At 43.9% G+C, this 22,674-nt stretch carries 16 protein-coding genes; 12 read left to right on the forward strand and 4 right to left on the reverse strand.

The genetic code is table 11. The annotated features are described in order from the left end of the window. The first annotated feature begins 76 nt into the window (after positions 1-76). The 4 genes from nagB to ACEN9X_RS13780 all read left to right on the forward strand — a co-directional run bounded on the left by nagB (position 77) and on the right by ACEN9X_RS13780 (position 6,878). Positions 77-1,996 carry a glucosamine-6-phosphate deaminase gene (gene nagB / locus ACEN9X_RS13765; protein WP_413670907.1) on the forward strand — a complete coding sequence of 640 codons (1,920 nt, stop codon included), beginning with the start codon at positions 77-79 and terminating at the stop codon, positions 1,994-1,996. A gap of 270 nt (positions 1,997-2,266) precedes the next feature. Then, positions 2,267-3,385 carry an acyltransferase family protein gene (locus ACEN9X_RS13770; protein WP_413670908.1) on the forward strand — a complete coding sequence of 373 codons (1,119 nt, stop codon included), beginning with the start codon at positions 2,267-2,269 and terminating at the stop codon, positions 3,383-3,385. A gap of 1 nt (position 3,386) precedes the next feature. Beyond that, the gene (locus ACEN9X_RS13775) at positions 3,387-3,944 is read left to right on the forward strand and encodes a DUF2059 domain-containing protein (RefSeq protein ID WP_413670909.1); all 558 of its coding nucleotides are present in this window, start codon (positions 3,387-3,389) and stop codon (positions 3,942-3,944) included. Between the two features lie 72 nt (positions 3,945-4,016). Next, entirely contained in the window at positions 4,017-6,878 is a 2,862-nt protein-coding gene (locus tag ACEN9X_RS13780; RefSeq protein ID WP_413670910.1) for a M16 family metallopeptidase, read from the forward strand. A gap of 213 nt (positions 6,879-7,091) precedes the next feature. Here the strand turns inward: ACEN9X_RS13780 and ACEN9X_RS13785 are convergent, their stop codons facing one another. After that, entirely contained in the window at positions 7,092-7,760 is a 669-nt protein-coding gene (locus ACEN9X_RS13785) for a hypothetical protein (protein WP_413670911.1), read from the reverse strand. 83 nt (positions 7,761-7,843) lie between these two features. On the opposite strand from ACEN9X_RS13785, the gene ACEN9X_RS13790 reads away from it, so the two are divergent. From ACEN9X_RS13790 to ACEN9X_RS13820, 7 genes are all read left to right on the forward strand, one after another. Then, entirely contained in the window at positions 7,844-10,822 is a 2,979-nt protein-coding gene (locus ACEN9X_RS13790; RefSeq protein ID WP_413670912.1) for a ligase-associated DNA damage response DEXH box helicase, read from the forward strand. 80 nt (positions 10,823-10,902) lie between these two features. Continuing rightward, entirely contained in the window at positions 10,903-11,220 is a 318-nt protein-coding gene (locus tag ACEN9X_RS13795) for a hypothetical protein (protein WP_413670913.1), read from the forward strand. Between the two features lie 420 nt (positions 11,221-11,640). Beyond that, positions 11,641-11,976, forward strand: coding sequence for a tRNA-binding protein (locus ACEN9X_RS13800; RefSeq protein WP_413670914.1), 336 nt, complete (start codon positions 11,641-11,643; stop codon positions 11,974-11,976). After that, entirely contained in the window at positions 11,977-12,450 is a 474-nt protein-coding gene (locus ACEN9X_RS13805; RefSeq protein WP_413670915.1) for a nucleoside deaminase, read from the forward strand. It begins immediately after the preceding gene. A 191-nt stretch (positions 12,451-12,641) separates the two neighbouring features. Then, positions 12,642-13,253 carry a superoxide dismutase gene (locus tag ACEN9X_RS13810; protein WP_413670916.1) on the forward strand — a complete coding sequence of 204 codons (612 nt, stop codon included), beginning with the start codon at positions 12,642-12,644 and terminating at the stop codon, positions 13,251-13,253. A gap of 494 nt (positions 13,254-13,747) precedes the next feature. Further along, positions 13,748-15,211 (forward strand): amino acid permease, encoded by a 1,464-nt coding sequence (locus ACEN9X_RS13815; RefSeq protein WP_413670917.1) that lies wholly within the window; start codon positions 13,748-13,750, stop codon positions 15,209-15,211. Further along, positions 15,211-16,242, forward strand: a complete 1,032-nt coding sequence (locus ACEN9X_RS13820) for a 2Fe-2S iron-sulfur cluster-binding protein (RefSeq protein ID WP_413670918.1) — start codon at positions 15,211-15,213, stop codon at positions 16,240-16,242. The genes ACEN9X_RS13815 and ACEN9X_RS13820 overlap by 1 nt, the downstream gene beginning before the upstream one ends. A 65-nt stretch (positions 16,243-16,307) precedes the next feature. Here ACEN9X_RS13820 and ACEN9X_RS13825 read toward each other — a convergent pair whose 3' ends face one another. The 3 genes from ACEN9X_RS13825 to ACEN9X_RS13835 all read right to left on the reverse strand — a co-directional run bounded on the left by ACEN9X_RS13825 (position 16,308) and on the right by ACEN9X_RS13835 (position 21,078). Beyond that, the gene (locus tag ACEN9X_RS13825) at positions 16,308-17,474 is read right to left on the reverse strand and encodes a PepSY-associated TM helix domain-containing protein (RefSeq protein WP_413670919.1); all 1,167 of its coding nucleotides are present in this window, start codon (positions 17,472-17,474) and stop codon (positions 16,308-16,310) included. Positions 17,475-17,477: 3 nt separating this feature from the next. Beyond that, positions 17,478-19,898 carry a TonB-dependent siderophore receptor gene (locus ACEN9X_RS13830; RefSeq protein ID WP_413670920.1) on the reverse strand — a complete coding sequence of 807 codons (2,421 nt, stop codon included), beginning with the start codon at positions 19,896-19,898 and terminating at the stop codon, positions 17,478-17,480. Between the two features lie 244 nt (positions 19,899-20,142). Then, a complete protein-coding gene (locus ACEN9X_RS13835) occupies positions 20,143-21,078 on the reverse strand; it encodes a hydrogen peroxide-inducible genes activator (RefSeq protein ID WP_112568902.1) in 936 nt (311 codons plus the stop codon). A 93-nt stretch (positions 21,079-21,171) separates the two neighbouring features. Between ACEN9X_RS13835 and ACEN9X_RS13840 the strand changes: the two genes are divergently transcribed. Further along, the gene (locus ACEN9X_RS13840) at positions 21,172-22,671 is read left to right on the forward strand and encodes a catalase (protein ID WP_413670921.1); all 1,500 of its coding nucleotides are present in this window, start codon (positions 21,172-21,174) and stop codon (positions 22,669-22,671) included. Positions 22,672-22,674: the final 3 nt, after the last annotated feature.

Consider the following 22,674-nt stretch of genomic DNA (forward strand, 5'->3'; position numbering starts at 1 on the left):
AATAAAAGCTACGCTATTTAAATATCTGATATATTTGTTTTGAACAACTAACCTCATTTTACATTTCCTAAAATTCATGGCACGATTAAATTTATTGGAAGAGACGCGTTACGAGAAGTTACCTGTGAGCGTGTACAACAACCAGCATGAAGCCTCGGTGGCTGTAGCTAACCGGATAGCCGATCTGATCCGCACAAAACAAGCTAAAGGCGAGAAAGCGGTATTAGGGCTTGCTACGGGTGTAACCCCTATAGGAGTATACGCCGAACTGGTAAGGCAGCACAAAGAAGCAGGTTTGAGCTTTAAAAATGTGATCACTTTCAACCTGGATGAGTACTACCCGATGAAACCCACAGCAGCGCAAAGCTATGTGACGTTTATGTATGAAAACCTGTTCGGCCATATTGATATCGATAAAGCCAATGTGCATATCCCCGATGGCACGCTGGATAAAGATGCGGTAGCGGGTTACTGCCTGGCCTACGAAAAGCAGATAGAAGAACTGGGCGGATTAGACCTGCAAATTTTGGGTATCGGCCGTACAGGCCACATCGGTTTTAACGAGCCGGGTTCAGCACCAAACTCTGGCACCAGGATGGTTACCCTGGATGATTTAACCAGGAGTGATGCTTCAAGGGATTTCGGTGGTAAAGCGAATGTGCCAACCAAAGCTATTACCATGGGTATTGGTACGATCTTCAAAGCAAGGGAAATCATATTGATGGCCTGGAGCAAGAAAAAAGCACCGATCATCAAGAAAGCAGTAGAAGGGGAGATTTCGGGTGAGGTACCTGCAACTTATCTGCAATTATCACAGCATGTGGAATTTGTATTGGACGAGGCAGCGGCTTCAGAATTAACGAGGTTTGATACCCCATGGTTGGTGAAAGATTGTGTATGGGATAGCCAACTGAAAAAGAAAGCAGTGATCTGGTTAGCCAACGAGATCAATAAACCGGTACTGAAACTAACCGAAGAAGATTATAACAACCATGGTATGGCGCAGCTTGCTGTAGAGCAAGGCCCGGTATACAATATCAACATTGATATCTTTAACCAAATCCAGCATACCATCACCGGCTGGCCGGGCGGTAAACCGGATGCGGACGATTCGCAAAGACCGGAAAGGGCATTGCCGGCCAAAAAACGTTCAATCATTTTTTCACCGCACCCTGATGATGACGTGATTTCGATGGGCGGTACATTTATCCGCCTGGTAGACCAGGGCCATGATGTACACGTAGCGTACCAAACCTCGGGCAATACCGCGGTATGGGATGATGATGTGTTGAGGTACATGGAATTTGCCATTGACTTTACCAACAGTATTGGCGAAGACACTACTCATCTTCAGAAATCATATGAAGATATGCGTGCCTTTTTCCCAACCAAGCAGCCAAACGAAATTGACACCCAGGAGATCCGCAATGTAAAAGGCTTTATCAGGAAAACAGAAGCGATTTCAGGTGCAAGGTATGCAGGTTTACAGGATGATCATATTCACTTCATGGCCCTTCCCTTCTATGAAACAGGCAAAACCAAAAAGAATTCAGTAGGCGAGGAAGATATCCAGCTGACTATCGATTTGCTGCAGAAAATAAAACCACAACAAATCTTTGCGGCAGGTGATTTTGCCGATCCTAACGGTACCCACTTGGTGTGCTTCAAGATCATCTTAGCTGCACTGGAAAGATTAAAAGGTAAAGAAGCCTGGGTAGAGGATTGCTGGTTATGGATGTACCGCGGCGCATGGCATGAGTTTGAAACTTACGAGATAGAAATGGCGGTACCATTGTCGCCACAGGAAGTGATCCGCAAACGTAATGCGATTTTCAAGCACCAGTCGCAGAAAGACAGGCCGGTATTCCCGGGTGATGATGCAAGGGAATTCTGGGTACGTGCGGAAGACCGCACCCGTGACACTGCTCAACGCTACGACCGCCTCGGTCTTGCCGAATATGAGGCCATGGAAGCGTTTAAACGATATATGTTTTAAGAACCCAGCGCCGGTGTTGTCACGGGCGCTTTGCACAATTTACCATGAGCACACGATGAATAAAGCCCATCTTTAACAAATATGTCATTTCGATAGAGCAGTGGGCTGGTTTAAGCACAAGGGCGAAAGAGAAATCTTATACGCCCTGTATGCAAACTATACATCGCGGCTTTGTAGGGCGTATAAGATTTCTCCTCACCCGCTCGCGCATTCCCGTCGCGCTGTTCGTCGAAATGACAATTGATATTGGATAACGATCAGACAATATTTATGACCTCAACCTCAACCATAACCGAAAAACCCAAACGGCTCCTTTCCCTCGATGTATTTCGCGGGATAACCATCGCCATGATGATCCTGGTAAATGATCCCGGAGACTGGGGGCACATCTACGCGCCATTGGAACATTCCAAATGGAACGGCTGCACACCTACGGATCTGGTTTTTCCTTTCTTTTTATTTATGGTTGGCGTATCAGTTATCTACGCTATGGAAAGTAAAAAGGCAACTGTATCGCATCGTAAACTCATCCTGAAAGCGCTACGCCGTACCGTGATCCTGTTGCTGATCCCGTGGATAACCCAACTGATATTTCACCCCGATGGCGGGTTGGCTCATTTACGTTTGCCGGGTGTGCTGCCGCGCATAGCGCTGGTGTATTTTATCAGCACGGTGCTTTATCTCAAGACATCACAAAAAACACGCGACTGGATTTTTGCCATCGCGCTTATCGGGTATTTCATCATCATGACCTTTGTACCGGTACCGGGTGTAGGCTATGCCAACCTTGAACCCGAAACAAATATGGGGGCGTGGATAGACAGGCTGGTATTTACCCCCGATCACCTTTGGCGTGAATCACACACCTGGGACCCGGAAGGTTTACTGGGTACTATCCCCGCAGTAGCCACAGCTTTGCTTGGCATACGTGTTGGCAGCTGGCTTAAACGTAAAGACCGTGACGACCAGGTAAAAACCAATTGGATGTTTACGTATGGAATAATAGCCGTTATGGCTGGTTTGTTCTGGGATTTGTTTTTCCCTATTAACAAAGCCTTGTGGACAAGCTCATTTGTATTGTATACCGGTGGCCTGGCAACCATTGCACTGGCGTTAAGTTACTGGCTTATTGATATACAGGGATACAAACGTTTTACATATCCTTTTGTGGTGTTTGGAACAAATGCAATTACGGCCTATGTGTTATCTGGTTTTATTCCGCATTATATGGGGATGATCAAAATAGGCGGTCATTCAATTTATCAAACATTTTTTGCTCCTTATTTTTCACCGGTAAATGCTTCGCTGGTAAGTGCTATATTTACGGTACTCATTTTATGGGTGGTGATGTGGATCTTCTACATCAAAAAAATCTTTATTAAAATTTAAAATGAACCTAAAACTTAAACTTATCGTACTTGCGGGTGTAATCCTGTTCTCTTTTTCAAGCGTAGAAGCGCAAACAACTAATCAAACTATTACCCCGGCACATTTAGGAAAAGCTGTACAAATGCTTCAGTCTATAGGTATTGATAAACAGTTTGATAACATGGTAAACAACCTGATAACGGCATCAAGCAGCCAGATGCCCGAAAATAACCGATCGGGTTATATTAAAGTTATGAAAACCTTTATGGGCAAATATTTTACCTGGGATTTGCTTAAGGATAAAATGGCCGCTATTTATGCCAATGAATTTAGCGAAGAAGAACTTGGCCAGATAACGGCCTTTTATAACTCGCCAATAGGGCAAAAAGTAAGCTCAAAATTGCCCTCTTTGATGCAAAAAGGGATGATGGTTGGCCAGGAAGTAGTTGGTCAGCATAAAGACGAGTTACAGCAAATGATGGAAGCTGAGTTTGCTGATAAAAATGATCCGCCTGCGGTAAAAGAACAGGTATCCCCTGCCGCTAACAAACCGGCCTCAAAAGCACCTGTAAAACATTAAATTTCCAGAACCATACTTTGTAACTAAGATTTTCGTTTTGCATCTTAGTACCCTGATTATTCAAACTTTATAATGAACCTGAACAAATACGTTCCGTTGGCCTTATTGGCTTTAACCCTTTCGGCGGGTAGTGCTTTTGCACAAGTTAAAAAGAAACCTGTTCCATCTCCTAAAAATAAACCCGGAGCCCCGGCAATTGCCCCTAAAAGTGATGTTTTACCGGTTGATCAAAGCGTCATCATTGGCAAACTGCCCAATGGTTTAACTTACTATATCCGTGCCAATGCCGAGCCCAAAAGCAGGGCCGAGCTTTATTTGGTTAACAAGGCCGGTTCTGTTTTAGAAAATGACGATCAGCAAGGCTTGGCTCACTTTACCGAGCACATGGCTTTTAATGGTACGCGCGATTTCCCAAAAAATCAAATGGTTGACTATTTGCAAAAAGCAGGTGTAAAATTCGGTGCCGATTTAAATGCTTATACCTCATTTAATGAAACTGTATTTCAATTGCCTTTACCAACTGATACGGCCAGCGTGTTTGAAAAGGGATTTAATATACTGGCTAACTGGGCAGGTTATGTAAGTTTTGACCCTTCCGAAATTGATAAAGAGCGTGGTGTTGTTTTGGAAGAGGAACGCCTGCGTGGTAAAAATGCCCAGGAACGCATACAACAACAAACGCTGCCGGTATTACTTAATAACTCAAGGTATGCGTTACGTTTGCCTATCGGTAAGGAAGATATCCTGAAAAACTTTAAACCAGAAACTATTAAGGCATTTTATCAAGACTGGTACCGCCCCGATTTGCAGGCGGTTATTGCCGTAGGCGATTTTGATCCTAAACGTGTTGAGGCGCTTATTAAACAAAATTTTTCGCAACTTAAAAATCCGGCTGCTGAAAAACCGAGGACAAAATATTCGGTACCTGCTACACCGGGTACAGCGGTAAAAATTGTTACCGATCCTGAATACCCGTACACCATAGCACAAATCATTGTTAAACATCCCGGCACTGTTACCAAAACCACCGGCGATTATATGCAGCAGGTAAGGGTGCAACTGTTTAACCAGATGCTTAACGCTCGTTTAAATGAGTTGCTTCAAAGACCTAATCCTCCGTTTTTATACGGTCGTACCAGTTACGGTAATTTTATAGGCGATCAGGATGCTTATACTTCATTGGTTGTTGCTAAACCGGGCGAACTGGAAAAGGCAGTTAAAGCCGTAGTGGCCGAATCAGAGCGCGCCCGTAAATTTGGCTTTACCCTTACCGAACTGGAGCGCGCCAAGCAGGATGCGCTGGTAGGCATTGGTAATGCTTATCGTGAAAGAGATAAAACACCATCGGCAAATTTTGTGCGTGAATACCAGGCCAACTTTTTAACCGGTGAAGCTATTCCGGGCATCGACTTTGAATACAATTTTTATATCGGCAATATCTATAAAGTTAGCCTGGCGGATATGAATGCCATGGCCGGCAAATTTATCAGCGATCAAAACCGCGTTGTGATAGTACAGGCCCCGGATAAAGAAAAGGCTAATTTACCCGATGATAAAACATTGCTGAACTGGATTGCCACAGGTGGCCAAAACGTTACTGCCTATGTTGACAACGTATCGAGCGAGCCGCTGCTGGCCAAAATACCTGAAGGTACCAAAGTAGCTAAACAGGATACAGACGAAGCCATAGGTACAACCACCCTTACGTTAGGTAACGGATTAAAGGTGATATTAAAGCCAACAGATTACCGTAACGATCAGATCCTGATAAGCGGATATGCTTTTGGGGGTACATCGCTGGCAAGTGATGACGAATTTACATCGGCAAACCTGGCTTCATCTATTATCAGCGGCAGCGGTATAGCACAGTTTAACCAGGGCATGCTTGATAAAAAGCTGGCAGGCAAAAACCTAAGTATTTCGCCTTATATCAGTGAGTTTGCACAGGGCATTTCCGGAAATACCTCACCTGCCGATTTTGAAACCGCACTGCAATTGATTTACCTATACTTTACCCAGCCCCGTAAAGACAAGGATATCTGGGATGCCAATATGGAGCAGACCAGGGCCGTACTCACAAACCGCGGTCTTGACCCGGGAAGTGTTTACCAGGATACGGTGTCGGCTGTATTGAGTAACTATAATTTCCGCGGTATGGTTACAACTATTCCAAGGCTAAATGCGGCAACGCTTGATAAAGCTTACGATTTTTATAAAAAACGCTTTGCTGATGCCAGTGCCTTTACCTTTACGCTGGTTGGCAACTTTGATGTAGAAACAGTTAAACCCTACCTTGAGCATTATCTTGGCGGTTTGCCGTCAACCAACAGCAAGGAAACCTACAAAAACATGAATATCCAGCCGCCGGCGGGTGTGATAACTAAAACAGTAAATAAGGGCGTAGGAGACAAAAGTACCGTACAGTTGATTTTCAGCGGCGACTATGATTACAACGAAGCTAACAACATACAAGTTGATGCGCTTGAAGAAGTACTCAACATTAAACTGATTGAACGTTTGCGCGAACAGGAAAGTGGTGTTTATGCGCCGGGTGTAAGGGCAAGTTACCGCAAAATTCCGGGCGCCCGTTATTCATTTACTATTTCTTTTGGTTGCGCTCCCGAAAACGTGGATAAGCTGATCAATGCCACAATGGAAGAAATAGGTAAAATCAAACAGAATGGCGCATTACCGGCGGATATCCAGAAATTTGTTGCTGAAGAAGCCCGTTCAACACAGCAACAGCTTAAACAAAATGTTTTCTGGACGGGCTATCTTGCCTCATCGTCACAAAATGGTGAAAACCCGGATCAGATCCTGGCCCACGTAAGCAGTCTTGAGCAAATAACCCCTCAAACCACTAAAGATGCTGCCAACAAATACCTGAGCGGTAAAAATTTGATTAAACTGATTTTAATGCCCGAAAAAAAGTAAGGTGATAATAAAATAAAGAAAGGCTTTGCTGAATCAGCAAGGCCTTTCTTTATTTTATGTAATCGTTGTCATTTCGATAGAGCAGCGAGGGGAGGAGTGTTAGGGCGAAAGAGAAATCTTATACGTGGTGAAGTGCACAAATTCAATTTGGTAGCCGGGCGTATAAGATTTCTCCCGTTGGTCGAAATGACATTTTATTGAGTTAAAAATCAATTAGTGCATATTCAAATAAGCCGCGGCAGTATCATTGGCTTTATGCACTACCACACCAACGCATTTGCCACTGCTATCTATCTCAAAAGAAATCCCTTTAGCAAGATCGGTATAAACCTGCACCTTGCCACTTTTGTTACTATAAGTTGATGTTGGTTTTAGCGTATAAGCTTTTTGTATTTCCTGTTTGGTTGAACCTACACCAACTCCGCCATCGGTTTTAAACTGTGGCGATGTTACCAGGATCTTTTGTACATGGCTTATCTGTTCATCTTTACCACCCATATTATGATGCGTGAAAACCGCTGTACGATTACCCGTAGGATCGTGACCGGCAAACCAAACCATCAATGAGCTGCCCATAGCCGCGTCTGAGCTATCGGGTTTACCTAATTGCTTTATAATATTCTGAACATCGTCGTTTAATACAATATGCCCTATGCTTTTACCGGGAGTGATAAGCCAATCGGAATGGGAGGTATTGGCGGTACCGGTATCTGAAGCCATGGTATGATGAACGGTGGTGTCATTTTTATCGGGGAGATGCTGGCCTGCGGTATCCTTCGGGATTTTATTGGTATCAGCTATGGTAGCCGGCTTGTTCTTATTGTTTCCGCAAGCCAAAAGGCAAATGGCGATAGAGATAATTATTAAGCTATTTCTGATCATATAACTATAACCAATTAAATGGTTATTTTGTTGGCTCGGTTATCCAGCGATAACCAAACAATAAAAAATTTGTTAAAGGGGTAATGACAAGCATAGGCCAACAGGTTATACAACAATGGTACAGGGAGAAAAACTGGGAACAGTTTCCATTTCAGTCCGAAATGATGGATGCTTACCTTGGCGGGTATTCGGGTTTGTTGAATGCCCCAACAGGCAGCGGTAAAACCTTTGCCTTGTTTCTGCCTTTTTTAGCCGGCTTTATCAATGCCAATCCGGATACTTATAAAACCAAGCAGAATAATGGTTTGCTGATGCTTTGGATAACCCCGTTGAGGGCGCTAACCAATGATATCCGCAAGGCCATGCAGGAGGCCTGTGATGAGATAGGCCTGCCATGGCGCATAGCCACCCGCACAGGCGATACGCCTGCTGCAGAAAAACAGGCCCTCAAAAAGAAGCTACCGGAAGTGCTGCTTACAACCCCCGAAAGCCTGCACCTGATGCTCGCCCAAAAAGAGTATCCAAAGTTATTTAATCAACTAAAGGTAGTGGTAATTGATGAATGGCATGAGCTGTTAGGAACGAAACGCGGGGTGCAGGTTGAGTTGGGTTTGTCCCGGCTAAAGCACCTCACCCCGGCCCTCTCCAAAGGAGAGGGAGCTGAAAAGTTTAATGCTGAAGCAAAGGATAAATACCCAGGTTATCATACTACCGATGCATTGAGCAGGCAGGTAAATATTGATAATGCAAAGCTTATGCGTCATCAACCAACAGAAGCCGAAAATATTTTGTGGCAATTGTTAAGAGGGAAAAAGACGGGTTATAAATTCAGGCGTCAACATCTTGTATTGAATTATATACCTGATTTTATTTGTCTTGAAAAGAAATTGATTATTGAAGTTGATGGAGGATATCATAATGAAATTGAGCAACTACAATTAGATGAGGCAAGAACAGCATATTTAAAATCGCATGGATATGATGTTTTAAGATTTACTAATGATGAAGTTTTAAGAAACCCGGATGGGGTAGTTGAATCCATAAAAGAATATTTAGAAAGGGGCTCCCTCCCCCTCGGGGAGGGCTGGGGTGGGGTGAAAATCTGGGGTATCTCCGCTACTATAGGCAACCTCGAACAAGCTGCCGAGGTTTTATTGGGCAATGATTTTCCGCAGGAACGGGTAAAAATGGTGCGTGCTAACCTGGAGAAGAAACTGGATATCCGGTCTATCATACCGCAAAATATCGAGAACTATTCATGGGCAGGGCACATTGGTTTAAAACTTTTGCCCGAGGTAATGGAGATTGTGGCCAAAAGCAAAACCACATTGATCTTTACCAATACCCGTTCCCAGTCGGAGATTTGGTACCATGCTATTTTGGATAATTACCCCGAATATGCCGGTATCATGGCCATGCACCACGGTTCGCTGGATAATGAACTGCGCAACTGGGTGGAGGCTGCCCTGCACGCCGAGGCCTTAAAGTTGGTAGTATGCACCTCAAGCCTGGACTTAGGGGTGGATTTTCGCCCCGTAGATACTGTTGTGCAGGTGGGGAGCCCAAAAGGCGTAGCTCGTTTTATGCAGCGCGCCGGGCGAAGTGGTCACCATCCCGGTGCCACATCGCTGGCCTATTTTGTACCCACACACTCACTCGAGTTATTGGAAGGGGCAGCGTTGAAAGAAGCAATCAAAGCAAAGATTTTTGAAAGCCGCGATCCGATGCTACTTACCATGGATGTGCTGATCCAGTACATGGTTACGCTGGCAGTATCAGATGGTTTTCGGGCCGAAGAGTTGTTTGAAGAAGTTAAAACTACCTATGCTTTTGCCGATCTGAGCCGTAACGAGTTTGGTCAGTTACTTGATTTTATCACCAGTGGCGGCAAAACGCTTGCGCAGTATGATGAATTTTTAAAGGTTGAGGTTGAAAACGGATTGTATAAAGTAAACAGCCGCAGGGTAGCCATGCGGCATAGGTTAAGCATCGGCACCATCACCAGCGAGCTGAGTATCCGGGTGAAATGGCTTAGTGGAGGGAGTTTGGGTACTATTGAAGAATCATTTGTTTCCAAGCTAAAACCGGGCAATACCTTTTGGTTTGCCGGCCGGAGCCTGGAATTTGTACGGGTAAAAGAGATGACCGCATATGTTAAGAAATCAAATTCAACAAAAGGCATCATCCCAAGCTGGAACGGGGGACGGATGCCGCTTTCATCTCAATTGGCTGCCGTATTCAGGCTTAAGCTGGATGAAGTGGCGCACGGCATCGAAAAGGATATAGAGGTTAAGGCACTGAAGCCGCTTTTTGATTTGCAGCAGCAATTATCGCACCTGCCTCAAAGTCATGAATTTTTAATTGAGTCGTTTAAATCGAAGGAGGGGCATCACTTGTTATTTTATCCTTTTGAGGGGCGATTGGTTCATGAGGGTATGGCTTCATTGCTTGCTTACCGTATCAGTAAAATTAAACCTGCCAGTTTCTCTATAGCAATGAATGATTACGGGTTTGAGCTGCTTACCGATGAGGATATCCCAATAGAGGAAGCACTGGAAGATGCAGGCTTTTTTTCGATAGATAACCTGATAGATGATATTCAGCATAGTTTAAATGCCAATGAAATGGCCCGTCGGCGGTTTAGAGATATAGCACATATCGGAGGCCTTGTATTTACCGGTTATCCGGGGCAGCAAGTTAAGAACAAGCATCTGCAGGCATCAACTTCATTGTTGTTTGAAGTTTTTAGCGAGTACGAGCCGGATAATTTACTGGTGCGCCAGGCATACAACGAAGCGCTGGCTTTTCAGCTGGAAGAGTTTCGGTTAAGAGCTGCATTGCAGCGTATCCAAACACAAAACATTATCTTAAAGGTAATTGAGCGCCCAACGCCTTTCGCCTTCCCGATCATGGTTGATAGCCTCGGCCGGGAAAAACTAACTACTGAAACTATGGAAGAGCGTATCGCCAAAATGGCCCGCAGCTATGGTGCCGAAGGTGTTCCTGAACCTGCAGAACGGAAAAGCAGGAGGCCGGGGATAACGAGGAGGAAAGGGCTTTAAGTCATTAACAAATTTGTTACCTCAATTGCATTAAACCATTCCCTGGTTTATCGCTCATATCTGATAAACACTTATCCAATATGAAAACCTTAAAACTAAACCATTTGATCATTTTGTTATGTCTGTTCCTGGCGTCATGCGCTACAACCAGTTATCTTGGGGATACCTACCCAGCTACGGAAAAAGTAGATGTTTTTTATGATGCAAAAGATGTTAAACAGGATTATAAAGTAATAGGGCACCTGGCTATCGCTTATACCGATAATTCTGCTGAAGCTAAAAACGATCTTTCGATTAAAGCCCGCGAAGTTGGTGCAGATGGGATCATTATTTTTCAGGTGAGCGGCAACACCGACAGAGCCACCATCAGGGCGGATGCTATTAAGTATAATAAGTAACTAAATTATGTTATTGCGAGTGTAGCGTAGCAATCGCACGGAAGCATATACGCCCTGTATAGCTACGAGATTGCCGCGCTACGCTTATAATGACGTGACCGTATATTGCTGATTATTAAGTGTGTTTTTTTTGATTTATTTTATAATATGGGCGTTGCCTGCGGCCGGGCTATCCGCTGCAAGTCCTCGCCTTTCCTGCCCGTAAACCCGGCCCGCGCTGTGGGCTTTACGCTTCTATCCCTAACGCGCCCCGCGCAACAGCCCTAAAACATAGTTTACATGCCATCACAGTTTTTTTCAGGTTCCCTGATGGTTTCTCGCAATGACCTGATTTATTATATCTGCTCCGCAGCGCTGTTTACGGACTAATATGCCTGTAGTTTGTAAAACAGTAACAGTGCTTTTTTTATCTTTGCCGCTATGGAAACCATCACCTGGCATGATTTTGAAAAAGTAGAACTGCGTGTAGGCACTGTACTTGAAGCTATAGATTTTCCTGAAGCCCGTAAACCTGCGTTTAAAGTAAGGGTTGATTTTGGTGAGTTTGGTATCAGGTGGTCGAGCGCGCAAATTACTAAACATTACACCAAGGAGCAATTGGTTGGCAGGCAGATAGTGGGTGTAACCAATTTCCCCAAAAAGCAGATCGCCAATTTTATGTCGGAATTTTTGGTTACAGGCTTTGCCGATGAGAATGGTGATATTGTACTAACTGCTGTTGAAAAACCTGTGCCAAACGGCAGTAAACTTATTTAAATGAGATATATCAGTTTTGAGGATGAGGCCTCAATATCGCCCGACGATTATTTTATGGGCGAAGCCTTAAAGGAAGCCCGCTACGCGCTTGAAGAAGATGAGATCCCGATTGGGGCCGTAGTAGTTTACAACGGTCGCATCATAGGCAAAGGGCACAACCTTACCGAAAGGCTTAATGACGTATCGGCACATGCCGAAATGCAGGCCCTTACTGCAGCTGCTAACTTAATTGGGGGCAAATACTTACAGGGCTGTACGCTGTACGTTACCATGGAACCGTGTGTAATGTGCGCCGGGGCGTCGTACTGGTTCCAGGTAAGCAAGATCGTTTTTGGCGCTTATGACAATAAATTGGGGTTTGGCCGTATCAATCAAAAAATTACCCATCCAAAAACTGTGATTACCGGTGGCATCCGCGAAGCGGAGTGCAGCCAACTGGTAAAAGATTTTTTTAAGGGGAAGAGGAAGAAATAGGATAGTTGATGGTTCATAGATCATAGTTCATAGCAGAAGGAGTGATAGTTGATGGAAAATTGCTATGATCCATGAACCATCAACTATGAACTAAAGAAAACATGACAATTATTTAGAACAAATACCTCCGTCAACGCTTATATTTGTTACGTCACAACAAACATTAAACTTTAAAATTAATAACTAAAATTATGGCATTTACACTACCGGCGTTATCCTACGCTACTGATGCTCTGGAACCGCACATTGATAAACTGACCATGGAAATTCACCATGGCAAGCACCACCAGGCTTATGTTACCAACTTAAACAAAGCTTTGGAAGGTAAGCCGGAAGCCGATAGCAATATCGACGATATCATCAAAAACATTTCTAAATTCCCTGCTGCTGTACGTAACAATGGCGGTGGTCACTACAACCATACTTTGTTCTGGACTTTGTTATCACCAAACGGCGGCGGTGAGCCTGCAGGCGCTTTGGCCGATGCTATTAAAAGCACTTTCGGTTCATTTGCCGATTTCAAAACCAAAGTATCTGAAGCTGGTGCAACCCGTTTTGGATCTGGCTGGGCATGGTTAATTGTTACTGCTGACAAAAAATTAGCTATAACTTCAACTCCTAACCAGGATAACCCGTTAATGGATATCGCCGAAGTAAAAGGTACACCAATCTTAGGTATCGATGTTTGGGAGCATGCTTACTACCTGAAATACCAAAACCGTCGTCCGGATTACTTAGCAGCTATCTGGAACGTAATTAACTGGAACCACGTTGCCGAGCTTTACGCTAAAGCAACTGCTTAATATTAATTAAGCTCATAAATTTGAAGCGGCAGGATCTGATGGTCCTGCCGTTTTTTTGTTGGCATTAGACTAAAAACCATGTCATTGCGAGCGTAACGTGGCAATCTCGTAGCCAATGCATGTCCGATCTGCATTGCTACGAGATTGCTTCGTCGTTCCTCCTCGTAATGACATGAGCCTTATTTTTATTGGCGTTCGTGAGGACACGAACGCGGGGGATTATTTCTTCCCTCGATCCGTGTCTCCACGGATCATCGCTATTGACATTGCCAAGGCGTATATTTTATCTGTACTTGCGCTCGTTTGCAACGAGCGCTTAACTTGGTTTGGCGATTGTATCGCCTGGGTTTACGTTACAAACGTAAACCCAATTAAGCACACGTTTTAAACGTGCGCAAGAAAGATTATAGATAATAATCTTATTTTACCCGCTAATTATACACCTCAGCCTAATCAATCCAATAATCTACTAACTTTGTGGACTTTTTTATATTATGATCAAAAAGCCCATAGAAACCCTGCTCCGTGAATCAAAGGAGGAAGGAGAACATTCGTTAAAACGCTCACTTGGGCCGGTTAACCTTATCCTTATTGGGATAGGTATCATCATCGGGGCCGGTTTATTTTCATTAACCGGCATAGCAGCAGGCCAGCATTCAGGGCCTGCGGTAACCATTTCCTTTTTAATAGCTGCCATAGGTTGCGCATTTGCGGCCCTTTGTTATGCCGAGTTTTCGGCTATGATACCAGTTGCAGGGAGTGCTTACACTTACTCGTATGCGACTATGGGCGAGCTTTTTGCCTGGATCATAGGCTGGGACCTCGCGCTTGAATATGCCGTGGGTGCGGCAACGGTGGCCATCAGCTGGTCGCAATATCTTACTAAATTCTTGTCCTGGTTTGATCTATACCTGCCGCCGCAGCTTACACTGTCGCCTTTTGAAACTGCCAAAACGGCCAATGGCGATATTGTAAATGGGATCATCAACTTACCCGCTGCTTTGATTGTGATTTTGGTTACAAGTATCATTATCCGCGGTACTAAAGGTTCGGCATTGGTTAATGCCATTATTGTAACCTTAAAAGTTGGGGTGGTAATTGTATTTATAGCAGTGGGCTGGTCGTTCATTAATCCGCAAAACTATCATCCATACATTCCGCAAAACACCGGGGTTTGGGGCGATTATGGCTGGTCGGGCATATTAAGAGGAGCCGGACTTGTATTCTTTGTATTTATTGGTTTCGATGCCGTATCAACTGCAGCACAGGAAGCGAAGAACCCGCAGCGTAACATGCCTATCGGTATTATCGGTTCACTGCTCATCTGTACAGTATTGTTCATTGTTTTTGCTCACGTAATGACAGGCATGGCCAATTATAAAGAGTTTATAGGTTCGGGCGCTCCGGTTGCTATTGCTATTGAAAAAACACATTACCAATGGCTTAGCAAGGCAATAGTATTGGCTATATTGATAGGTTATACTTCGGTAATACTGGTTGATCTGTTGGGGCAATCACGCGTGTTTTTCTCTATGTCGAAAGATGGCTTACTGCCTAAAGTGTTTTCAGAAGTACACCCCAAATTTCGTACACCCTGGAAATCAAATATCATGCTTTGCGCTTTTATAGCTCTCTTCGCGGCATTTGTGCCGATACGTGTGGTTGGCGAAATGACCAGCATTGGCACCCTGCTTGCATTTGTTATGGTTTGTGCCGGCGTACTTATTTTACGTAAACAACAGCCCAATGTTCACCGGCCATTTAAAACGCCGCTCGTTCCGCTGGTACCTATACTGGGAATCCTAACCTGCTTTGCCATGATGACATTTTTGCCCGGAGATACCTGGCTGCGCCTGATCATATGGCTTGCAATTGGTTTGGTTATCTACTATACTTATGGCAAAAAGAACAGCGTTATCCGTAAAGTGCTGAAGAATAAACATAGCGCCGCTAATTGATGGTTGAGGATATCTTAAAACTAAAAGTTGATCGCATAAAATGGGAAACTCCTGATACTGCTACGTTTTACTTAAGCAGCATTAATGGAGGGGATATCTCATACATCGCAGGTCAGTTTATCACGCTGATATTTAATCACAGACAGGAAGAGATCAGGCGCTCCTATTCCTTAAGTTCTTCTCCTGATGAGCCATATTTGGCTATTACTATAAAACGCATCAGTAACGGCGAGATCTCCAGGTTTATGCTCACCAAAATAAAAGAGGGTGATGAGTTAACAGCCCTGGCGCCCGCCGGTCGTTTCACGATTAGGGATCATCAACAGGAAAAAGATATCTTTTTATTTGCGGGCGGCAGTGGTATTACGCCTGTTTTTTCGCAACTGAAATACATACTTGGGAGGGAGGGCAAAAGCCGGTTGATATTGATCTACAGCAATCAAAATGCAGCTTCTATTTTATTTAAAGATGAATTGGACAAGCTGGCAACAGAACATCCTGAAAGGTTAACTATTGTACACTTGCTGAGCATCGAGGGCAACCGCCTCAACACCGATAAAGTTGAAAAGTTAGTGAAGCAACAAGTTCGTTTTAATTTAACCGATGCGGAGTTTTACCTCTGCGGCCCGTTTGCTTACATGCGGATGATCCGGTTCGACCTGGTTTATATGGGCGTTGATCGGTCGAAGATCCGCCGCGAAAATTTTGTGCTTGAAACTGTGCCTGTAAAAAGTGGCATCACCAGTTTTCCGCCACAAAACATTAAAATAAAATACAGGGGCGAACTGCATGATATTACGGTAGGTGAAAATCAATCCATATTGCAGGCCGCCCTGCAAAATAACATTCCATTACCTTATAGCTGCCGGGGTGGGGTATGCTCAACCTGTATGGTTAAATGTACCGGTGGTAAAGTAGAGATGGTGAAGAATGATGTGCTTACCGATGCGGATATCGCTCAAGGCTGGATCCTGACCTGTACCGGGCATCCGCTTGATGATGGAGTGGTGATAAGCCCCCCGGCCCCCTAAAGGGGGAGTTTCTTAATTCGTCATTGCGAGGCACGAAGCAATGACTGGTGGTAAGTGAGGGCTTATTACTTTGCCGGTAAGTGCTGCCTTACTGTCCTTCTGTGCACCACCGTTTTTACCTTTTTTGATTTTGATTTTTTGCGTTTACCCAACCAGATGATAAAACCGGTAACAGGTAAACTGGCGCAAATTAAACTGGCCAGAAAAGCGATGATTTTACCCGGAAGTCCCAGGATCTGGCCTACGTGAATGTCATAATTCATATTATTCATCTTCATGCCGGCACTTTTTTGATCATGAGCGGTACGGTTCAGTAATTTGCCGGTGTACTTATCAAAAGCATAGCTATCGCTTTTGTAATAGTGTAAGGCCTGTGCATATGCGGTTACACCAACTGCGCCGGCCTTTGTAGCATCGTCATAAATTAAAAACATTTCGGCATTTGGGGAAGCTGCTTTAGCTGCCAGGTAAGCTTTGTTGATGACTTGTGTGGTATCTATCTTGCCCTTCAATAACGAATCGGACTTGAAAACCACTTTTTCTTCAGGGTGTGCTTTACCAAGATTAGCGGCGGCATAAATACCTTCGCGCATCCAGTCAAATGATATGGAAAGACCTGTTATGGCTAATATAATAGCCACGCTTGTTGCATAAAAGCCTAAAACATTATGCAAGTCATAATTCACTCTTCTCCAACGGCCGCCCCATTTAATAGTGAAGCTCCGTTTGCGATCGCTTTTGCGTTTTGGCCACCAAAGTATAATGCCGGTGATCATCAGTACCACAAAAACAATTACCGAAATACCCACCACCCAAGTGCCAATATTGGCCGGTAACAACAGGTACAGGTGGATGTACTCAACAATGATGAAGAAATTTGTAGTAGGGCTTTCGGTATGTATGATCTTACCGGTGTAAGGGTTCTGGTACACAAACAGCAGACCTTCTTTCTTATCGGTTACCAACACTCCTGCTGGGCGGCCTATACCGTAATAGTAAATATAACTGGCAGTAGCACCTTTGCGCCCTTTCAGCGCTTCGGCTTTAAGTACGGAAGGCGCTATGTAGGGTTTATTTTGTATTTCAACTTTTCGATAACTGTGTATAGCATCCTGGATCTCATCCTGAAAACAAAAGATACAGCCTGTGAGACTCACTATGAACACCACAAGCCCGGATATAAATCCGAGCCAGCGATGTGTGAATAATAATCCTTTTTTAAATGGCGTCATTCATTAAAATTTATAAGTAGCGCTCAGGGCAAAGCTTCTCAACTTTTGCGGGTTCATTGTGCCGTAGCCTATCCAGTATTTTTGATTGGTAAAGTTGTCGAGCCTGGCACCGAACCTGTACCTGTTGGTATCGTAAAATGCTGAAGCGTTTAATATTGTGTACGATGGCAGTGTAAATACACCTAAAGTATGGCTGTTGATCACCTTGTTATCGCTGGCGTAGTTGCCGCCAATACCAAAACCTAAGCCTTTAACCGCGCCCTGCTGAATTTTGTAGCTTGCCCAGAAGTTAGCCTGGTAAGGTGACCCTGCCGTGGCAGGGCGACGGCCTTCAATAGTAGCATCTGCCGTTTTGGTAAGTTTTGAATTGTTGTAAGTAAAGCCTGCTATTAAGTTTAAACCTGGTACCGGGTTGGCTATTACTTCGGCTTCAAAACCTTTGCTGAATTGCGTTCCGTCCTGTACTGAAAGCACCGGGTTTACGGTAGATGGGCGCACGATATCCTTTACTTTGATGTCATAGTAGCTTACAGTACTGCTTAATTTACCATCAAACAGATCTAATTTTACACCTCCTTCAATTTGATTGGCCTGCTCAGGTTTAAGTGGTTTATTGTTTTCGGTAGTACCGGTTTGGTTATTAAAACTGTTTTGGTAGTTGGCGAATAAGGATACGTGGTCTTTCACCGGTTGATAAACCAAACCGAATTTTGGTGAGAACGCGGTTTGTTTATAAGCGCCGGAAGTTTTTTGTGAAACCGGGTCGTAGTTGCCTTTATTATCAAACCTGTCTACACGTAAGCCTGCAGATGCCATTAACTGATCGGTGATGTTAAACACATCCGAAATGTAGGCACTATAAGTATTGTGTTTATACATAGCCGGATAGGTAAAACCTATGTTGCCTGCCGCATACATTGCATCCAGTGCAGCACCGTTAAAACTGCTATAGTTATGATTGCCTGTTACGGATACGGTATCAAGTGTGCTGCCATAGAAATATTGTTTTGAATTTTCCCTGAAGAAATCCCAACCACCAACAAACCTGTTCCGGAACTTGCCTATTTTAAAATCGCCGTTAAAGTTTTGCTGAATTTCCATCATGTCGTCCTTGCTGTTGCGGGTAGCCTGGTCATTTCGGGAAATCATATCGCCTGGCAACAGGTAATAGTAAAGTCCATGACCATCTGAGTAGCTATGTGTATAGCTCAGGTTGGTACGTGAGGTCCAGGCATCGGAGATCTTGTATTTCACTTCGCCATAGAAATTCTGGTTTTGAGATATTTGGGTAAGACCATCGCCGTGATAGCTTTGCCTGTAATCAATATTTGATTTATCGGCGCTGCTGAAACCCATCTGTTCAACTGTTTGTCCGTAAGGGAAAAAGAAAATAGTTTTACCTACGTTTTTACCATAAGATAATTCCGCGTCGGCACTAATGGTTAACCTGTCGGTAGCTTTGTAAACGATGCTGGGATCGACAACCAAATTGCGTGAAAATCCGTTGTTCTGGAAACTGCCGTCATGGCTAAATGCGGTATTTAAGCGGAATAATACTTTTTTATCTTTATCAAGCGGTGTGTTGATATCTGCACTGCCACGGTAAAAACCGAAGTTACCACCCGATAAGCTCACTTCACCACCAAAAGTGTCATAAGGCTTTTTGGTTACGCGGTTGATCAAACCGCCGTAAGATGTTAATGCATTCCCAAACAAAGTGCCCGACGGGCCTTTGATAACTTCTATCCTTTCAATGTTTGCGGCATCGACGCTGTTGGTAACCTTACCTGCAATACCGTTACGAATAGAGCTTTGCACAATGAAACCACGGCTGTTAAAGTAAGCGCCGCCATCACCACCACGACCGGTAGCGTCCCACATTTTTTGTAATCCGGGAGCGTTCCTGAGCGCATCATCTACAGAAAAAACTAATTGTTCCTGTATCAGCTGGCTGCTAACGGTATTATAAACCTGCGGGTTTTCAAGGTTGGCTAATGGCATTTTAGCCACGTCCTCGCTGCGGGTACGTTTAAATTTATTGGTTTTGTTGGCGTTGATATTTACTTCCTGTAAACCATGAACGGTATTATCAACAGTTATGGTTTGGAGATTGGTTGTTTGGCCTGCTTTTACAGTTACGGCCTTTTCCTGGCTTTTGGCGCCAACTTCGGATACTACTAATGTATAGTTACCCTCAGGGGCTTTTATTTCGAATAAACCGTTTTCGTCGGTTATGGTGCCGTATTTGGTGCCCTTAAGTGTTACCGAAACGTTTTCGGCCGGGTCATTTTTAACAGTCACAACTTTGCCTTTGAGGGTACCCCTTGTTTGCTGTGCGAATGATGGGATTGTATTGATAAGCAGCAGAATTGCTAAAATCGAAAAAGAAAAGAGTTTTTGAAAGGATAGTTGGAGTTGATCCATTTTAATTTAGACTAATTATAAATAATTGCCCAAAAGTAGTCACGTGGGGGTTATAATGCAAATTATTTATAATAAATCTAAATAGTTGGATCGTAGGCTCTGTTATACAGTGACTTATGGAAGATTGGTTATGTTGCGGAAGGCAGCTGTTTCCAAAATGGAAATAGCTCAAAAGAGAAGAAAGAAAAAACTTACGAAGTTTTTAAAACTTCGTAAGTTTAGCCTGAGGGACAGGCTCAAACTCCTAAATATCCATCACTTCCTTTTTCTTCTTACTTTTCATTCGCTTTGGCACAAACTCCAGTATCTCGGCTTTCAAAGCTTCAATCATGCGGCGTTTTAAAAAGTTGCGTTGTATCACAATGCTTACTTCGCGGGCAGGTTCGGGCGATTTAAAATAGCGTACTTTATCCAGTTGCTTTTCACTCAGTTCGGATAGGGCCAGCTCGGGCAGGATGGTAGCCCCGTTGTTTTGGTCCACCATACGTTTTAGGGTTTCAACGCTGCCGGTATTGTATTCAAAATGCTGAAAACCACGGGTTGATTTGCGTCGTTGGCAAATATTCAACACTTGTTCGCGCATGCAATGGCCTTCGTTCAGGATCCAGATCTCTTCCATATCTATATCGTCCGGAACGATATTTTTCTTTTTGGAAAGCTTACTATTTTTGGATACATAAGCCACAAAGTTTTCATAAAACACAGGTATCTCAGTAAGGTTGCTTTCATGCAGCGGGGTTGAGAGGATACCGCAATCAAGCATGCCCAGTTTTAACTGCTGAATGATCTCTTCGGTAGTTTGTTCCCACACAATTAGCTTTACCTGCGGATATTTTTCGATAAAGCCATGAATGATCTTGGGTAATATATATGGAGAAACGGTAGGGATGATGCCAACCCGTAACTCGCCCGAAAGTTCCTTTTGCCTATCGGAAATGATCTCTTTGATCTTTTCACTTTCAGACAGCATCACGCGTGCCTGGCTAATGATTTCAATTCCTATTTCGGTAGGGACTACCGGTTGTTTACTCCTGTCAAAAATCTTGACGCCAAGTGTATCTTCCAGTTTTTGTACCTGCATACTCAATGTAGGCTGGGTAACAAAACATTTTTCGGCGGCTAAAACAAAGCTCCGGTAGGTATCAACCGCCACAATATACTCCAGTTGTGTAATAGTCATGTAATATAGATAAATGCTATGCAAAGATAATAAATATTGATTTTTTCTATTGGAATATTTTTGTGAGGTTTGAATTATCAAACGCAACTAAATATGGAAACAAACAAAAAGAAATTAACTACAGCATCGGGCAGGCCATACGTGGAAAATGAGAACTCAATGACCGCCGGCCCACGCGGACCGATATTGCTGCAGGATTATATCCTGCATGAAAAAATGGCGCACTTTAACCGCGAAAGAATTCCTGAGCGGGTGGTTCACGCCAAAGGTTCCGGGGCTTATGGCACTTTTACAGTTACACACGATATTTCAAAATACACCCGTGCTAAACTATTTAACACAATAGGTAAGCAAACCAAATTGTTTCTGCGTTTTTCGACCGTTGGAGGCGAAAAAGGTTCGGCTGATACGGAACGTGACCCACGCGGCTTTGCCATTAAATTTTATACTGAAGACGGCAACTGGGATTTGGTGGGTAACAATACCCCGGTGTTTTTTATAAAGGACCCCAAAAAATTCGGTGACTTTATTCACACCCAAAAACGAGATCCATATACCAACTGTAAAAGCGCAACCATGATGTGGGATTTCTGGTCGCTGAATCCGGAAAGTTTGCACCAGGTAACAATTTTAATGAGTGACCGCGGTACACCTTACGGTTATCGCCATATGGATGGGTTTGGCAGTCATACCTTCTCGTTCATCAATGCAAAAAATGAAAGGTATTGGGTTAAGTTTCACTTTAAAACCCAGCAGGGCATCAAAAACTTTACCGACGCTGAAGCCGCGGAGATGCGCGGTAAGGCTCCGGATTTTGCACAGCATGATCTGTTAACGGCTATTGATAATGGCGATTTCCCTAAATGGACACTCAAGATCCAGGTGATGCCAGAGGCTGATGCAAAAACATATCATATCAATCCATTTGATTTAACCAAAGTATGGCCGCATGTCGATTATCCATTGATTGATGTTGGCGTGCTTGAATTAAATGAAAACCCTGATAACTACTTTGCTCATGTTGAACAGGCAGCTTTTGCGCCGGCACATGTGATTGATGGGGTAGGCTATTCGCCAGATAAAATGCTGCAGGGCCGTATTCTTTCCTATCCGGATGCACATCGCTATCGTCTGGGAGGCAATTATGAGCAGATCCCTGTAAATAAATGCCCTTACCTGGTAAGTAATTATCAGCGCGATGGCCAGATGGCTGTTAACGGTAATGGCGGATCAAATCCAAACTATTTCCCTAATAGTTTTGATGATATCGAAATAGATCAAAGCTATAAGGAACCAGCCTGGGATTTTGGCAGTCCGGTAGGCGATTGGTACGATCGTAATGCCGAAGGCGAAAATGATCATTACACCCAGCCGGGCAACCTTTACCGCCTGATGGATGGCCGGCAAAAGAAAGATCTGGTTGCCAACATCGTAAATTCAATGAGCGGTATTGAAGGGCCTAAAAAGGATATGATCGTTAACCGGCAGCTTTGTCACTGGTTTAGGGCCGATATCAACCTGGGCATGGCTGTTGCCAAAGGCCTTGAGCTTGATTTGGCCGAAACCATGAAGCAAATGCCTCAAACTGTTTAACCC

Origin of the sequence: Mucilaginibacter sp. Mucisp86, assembly GCF_047324315.1 — a bacterium.
Taxonomy (GTDB): Bacteria; Bacteroidota; Bacteroidia; order Sphingobacteriales; family Sphingobacteriaceae; genus Mucilaginibacter.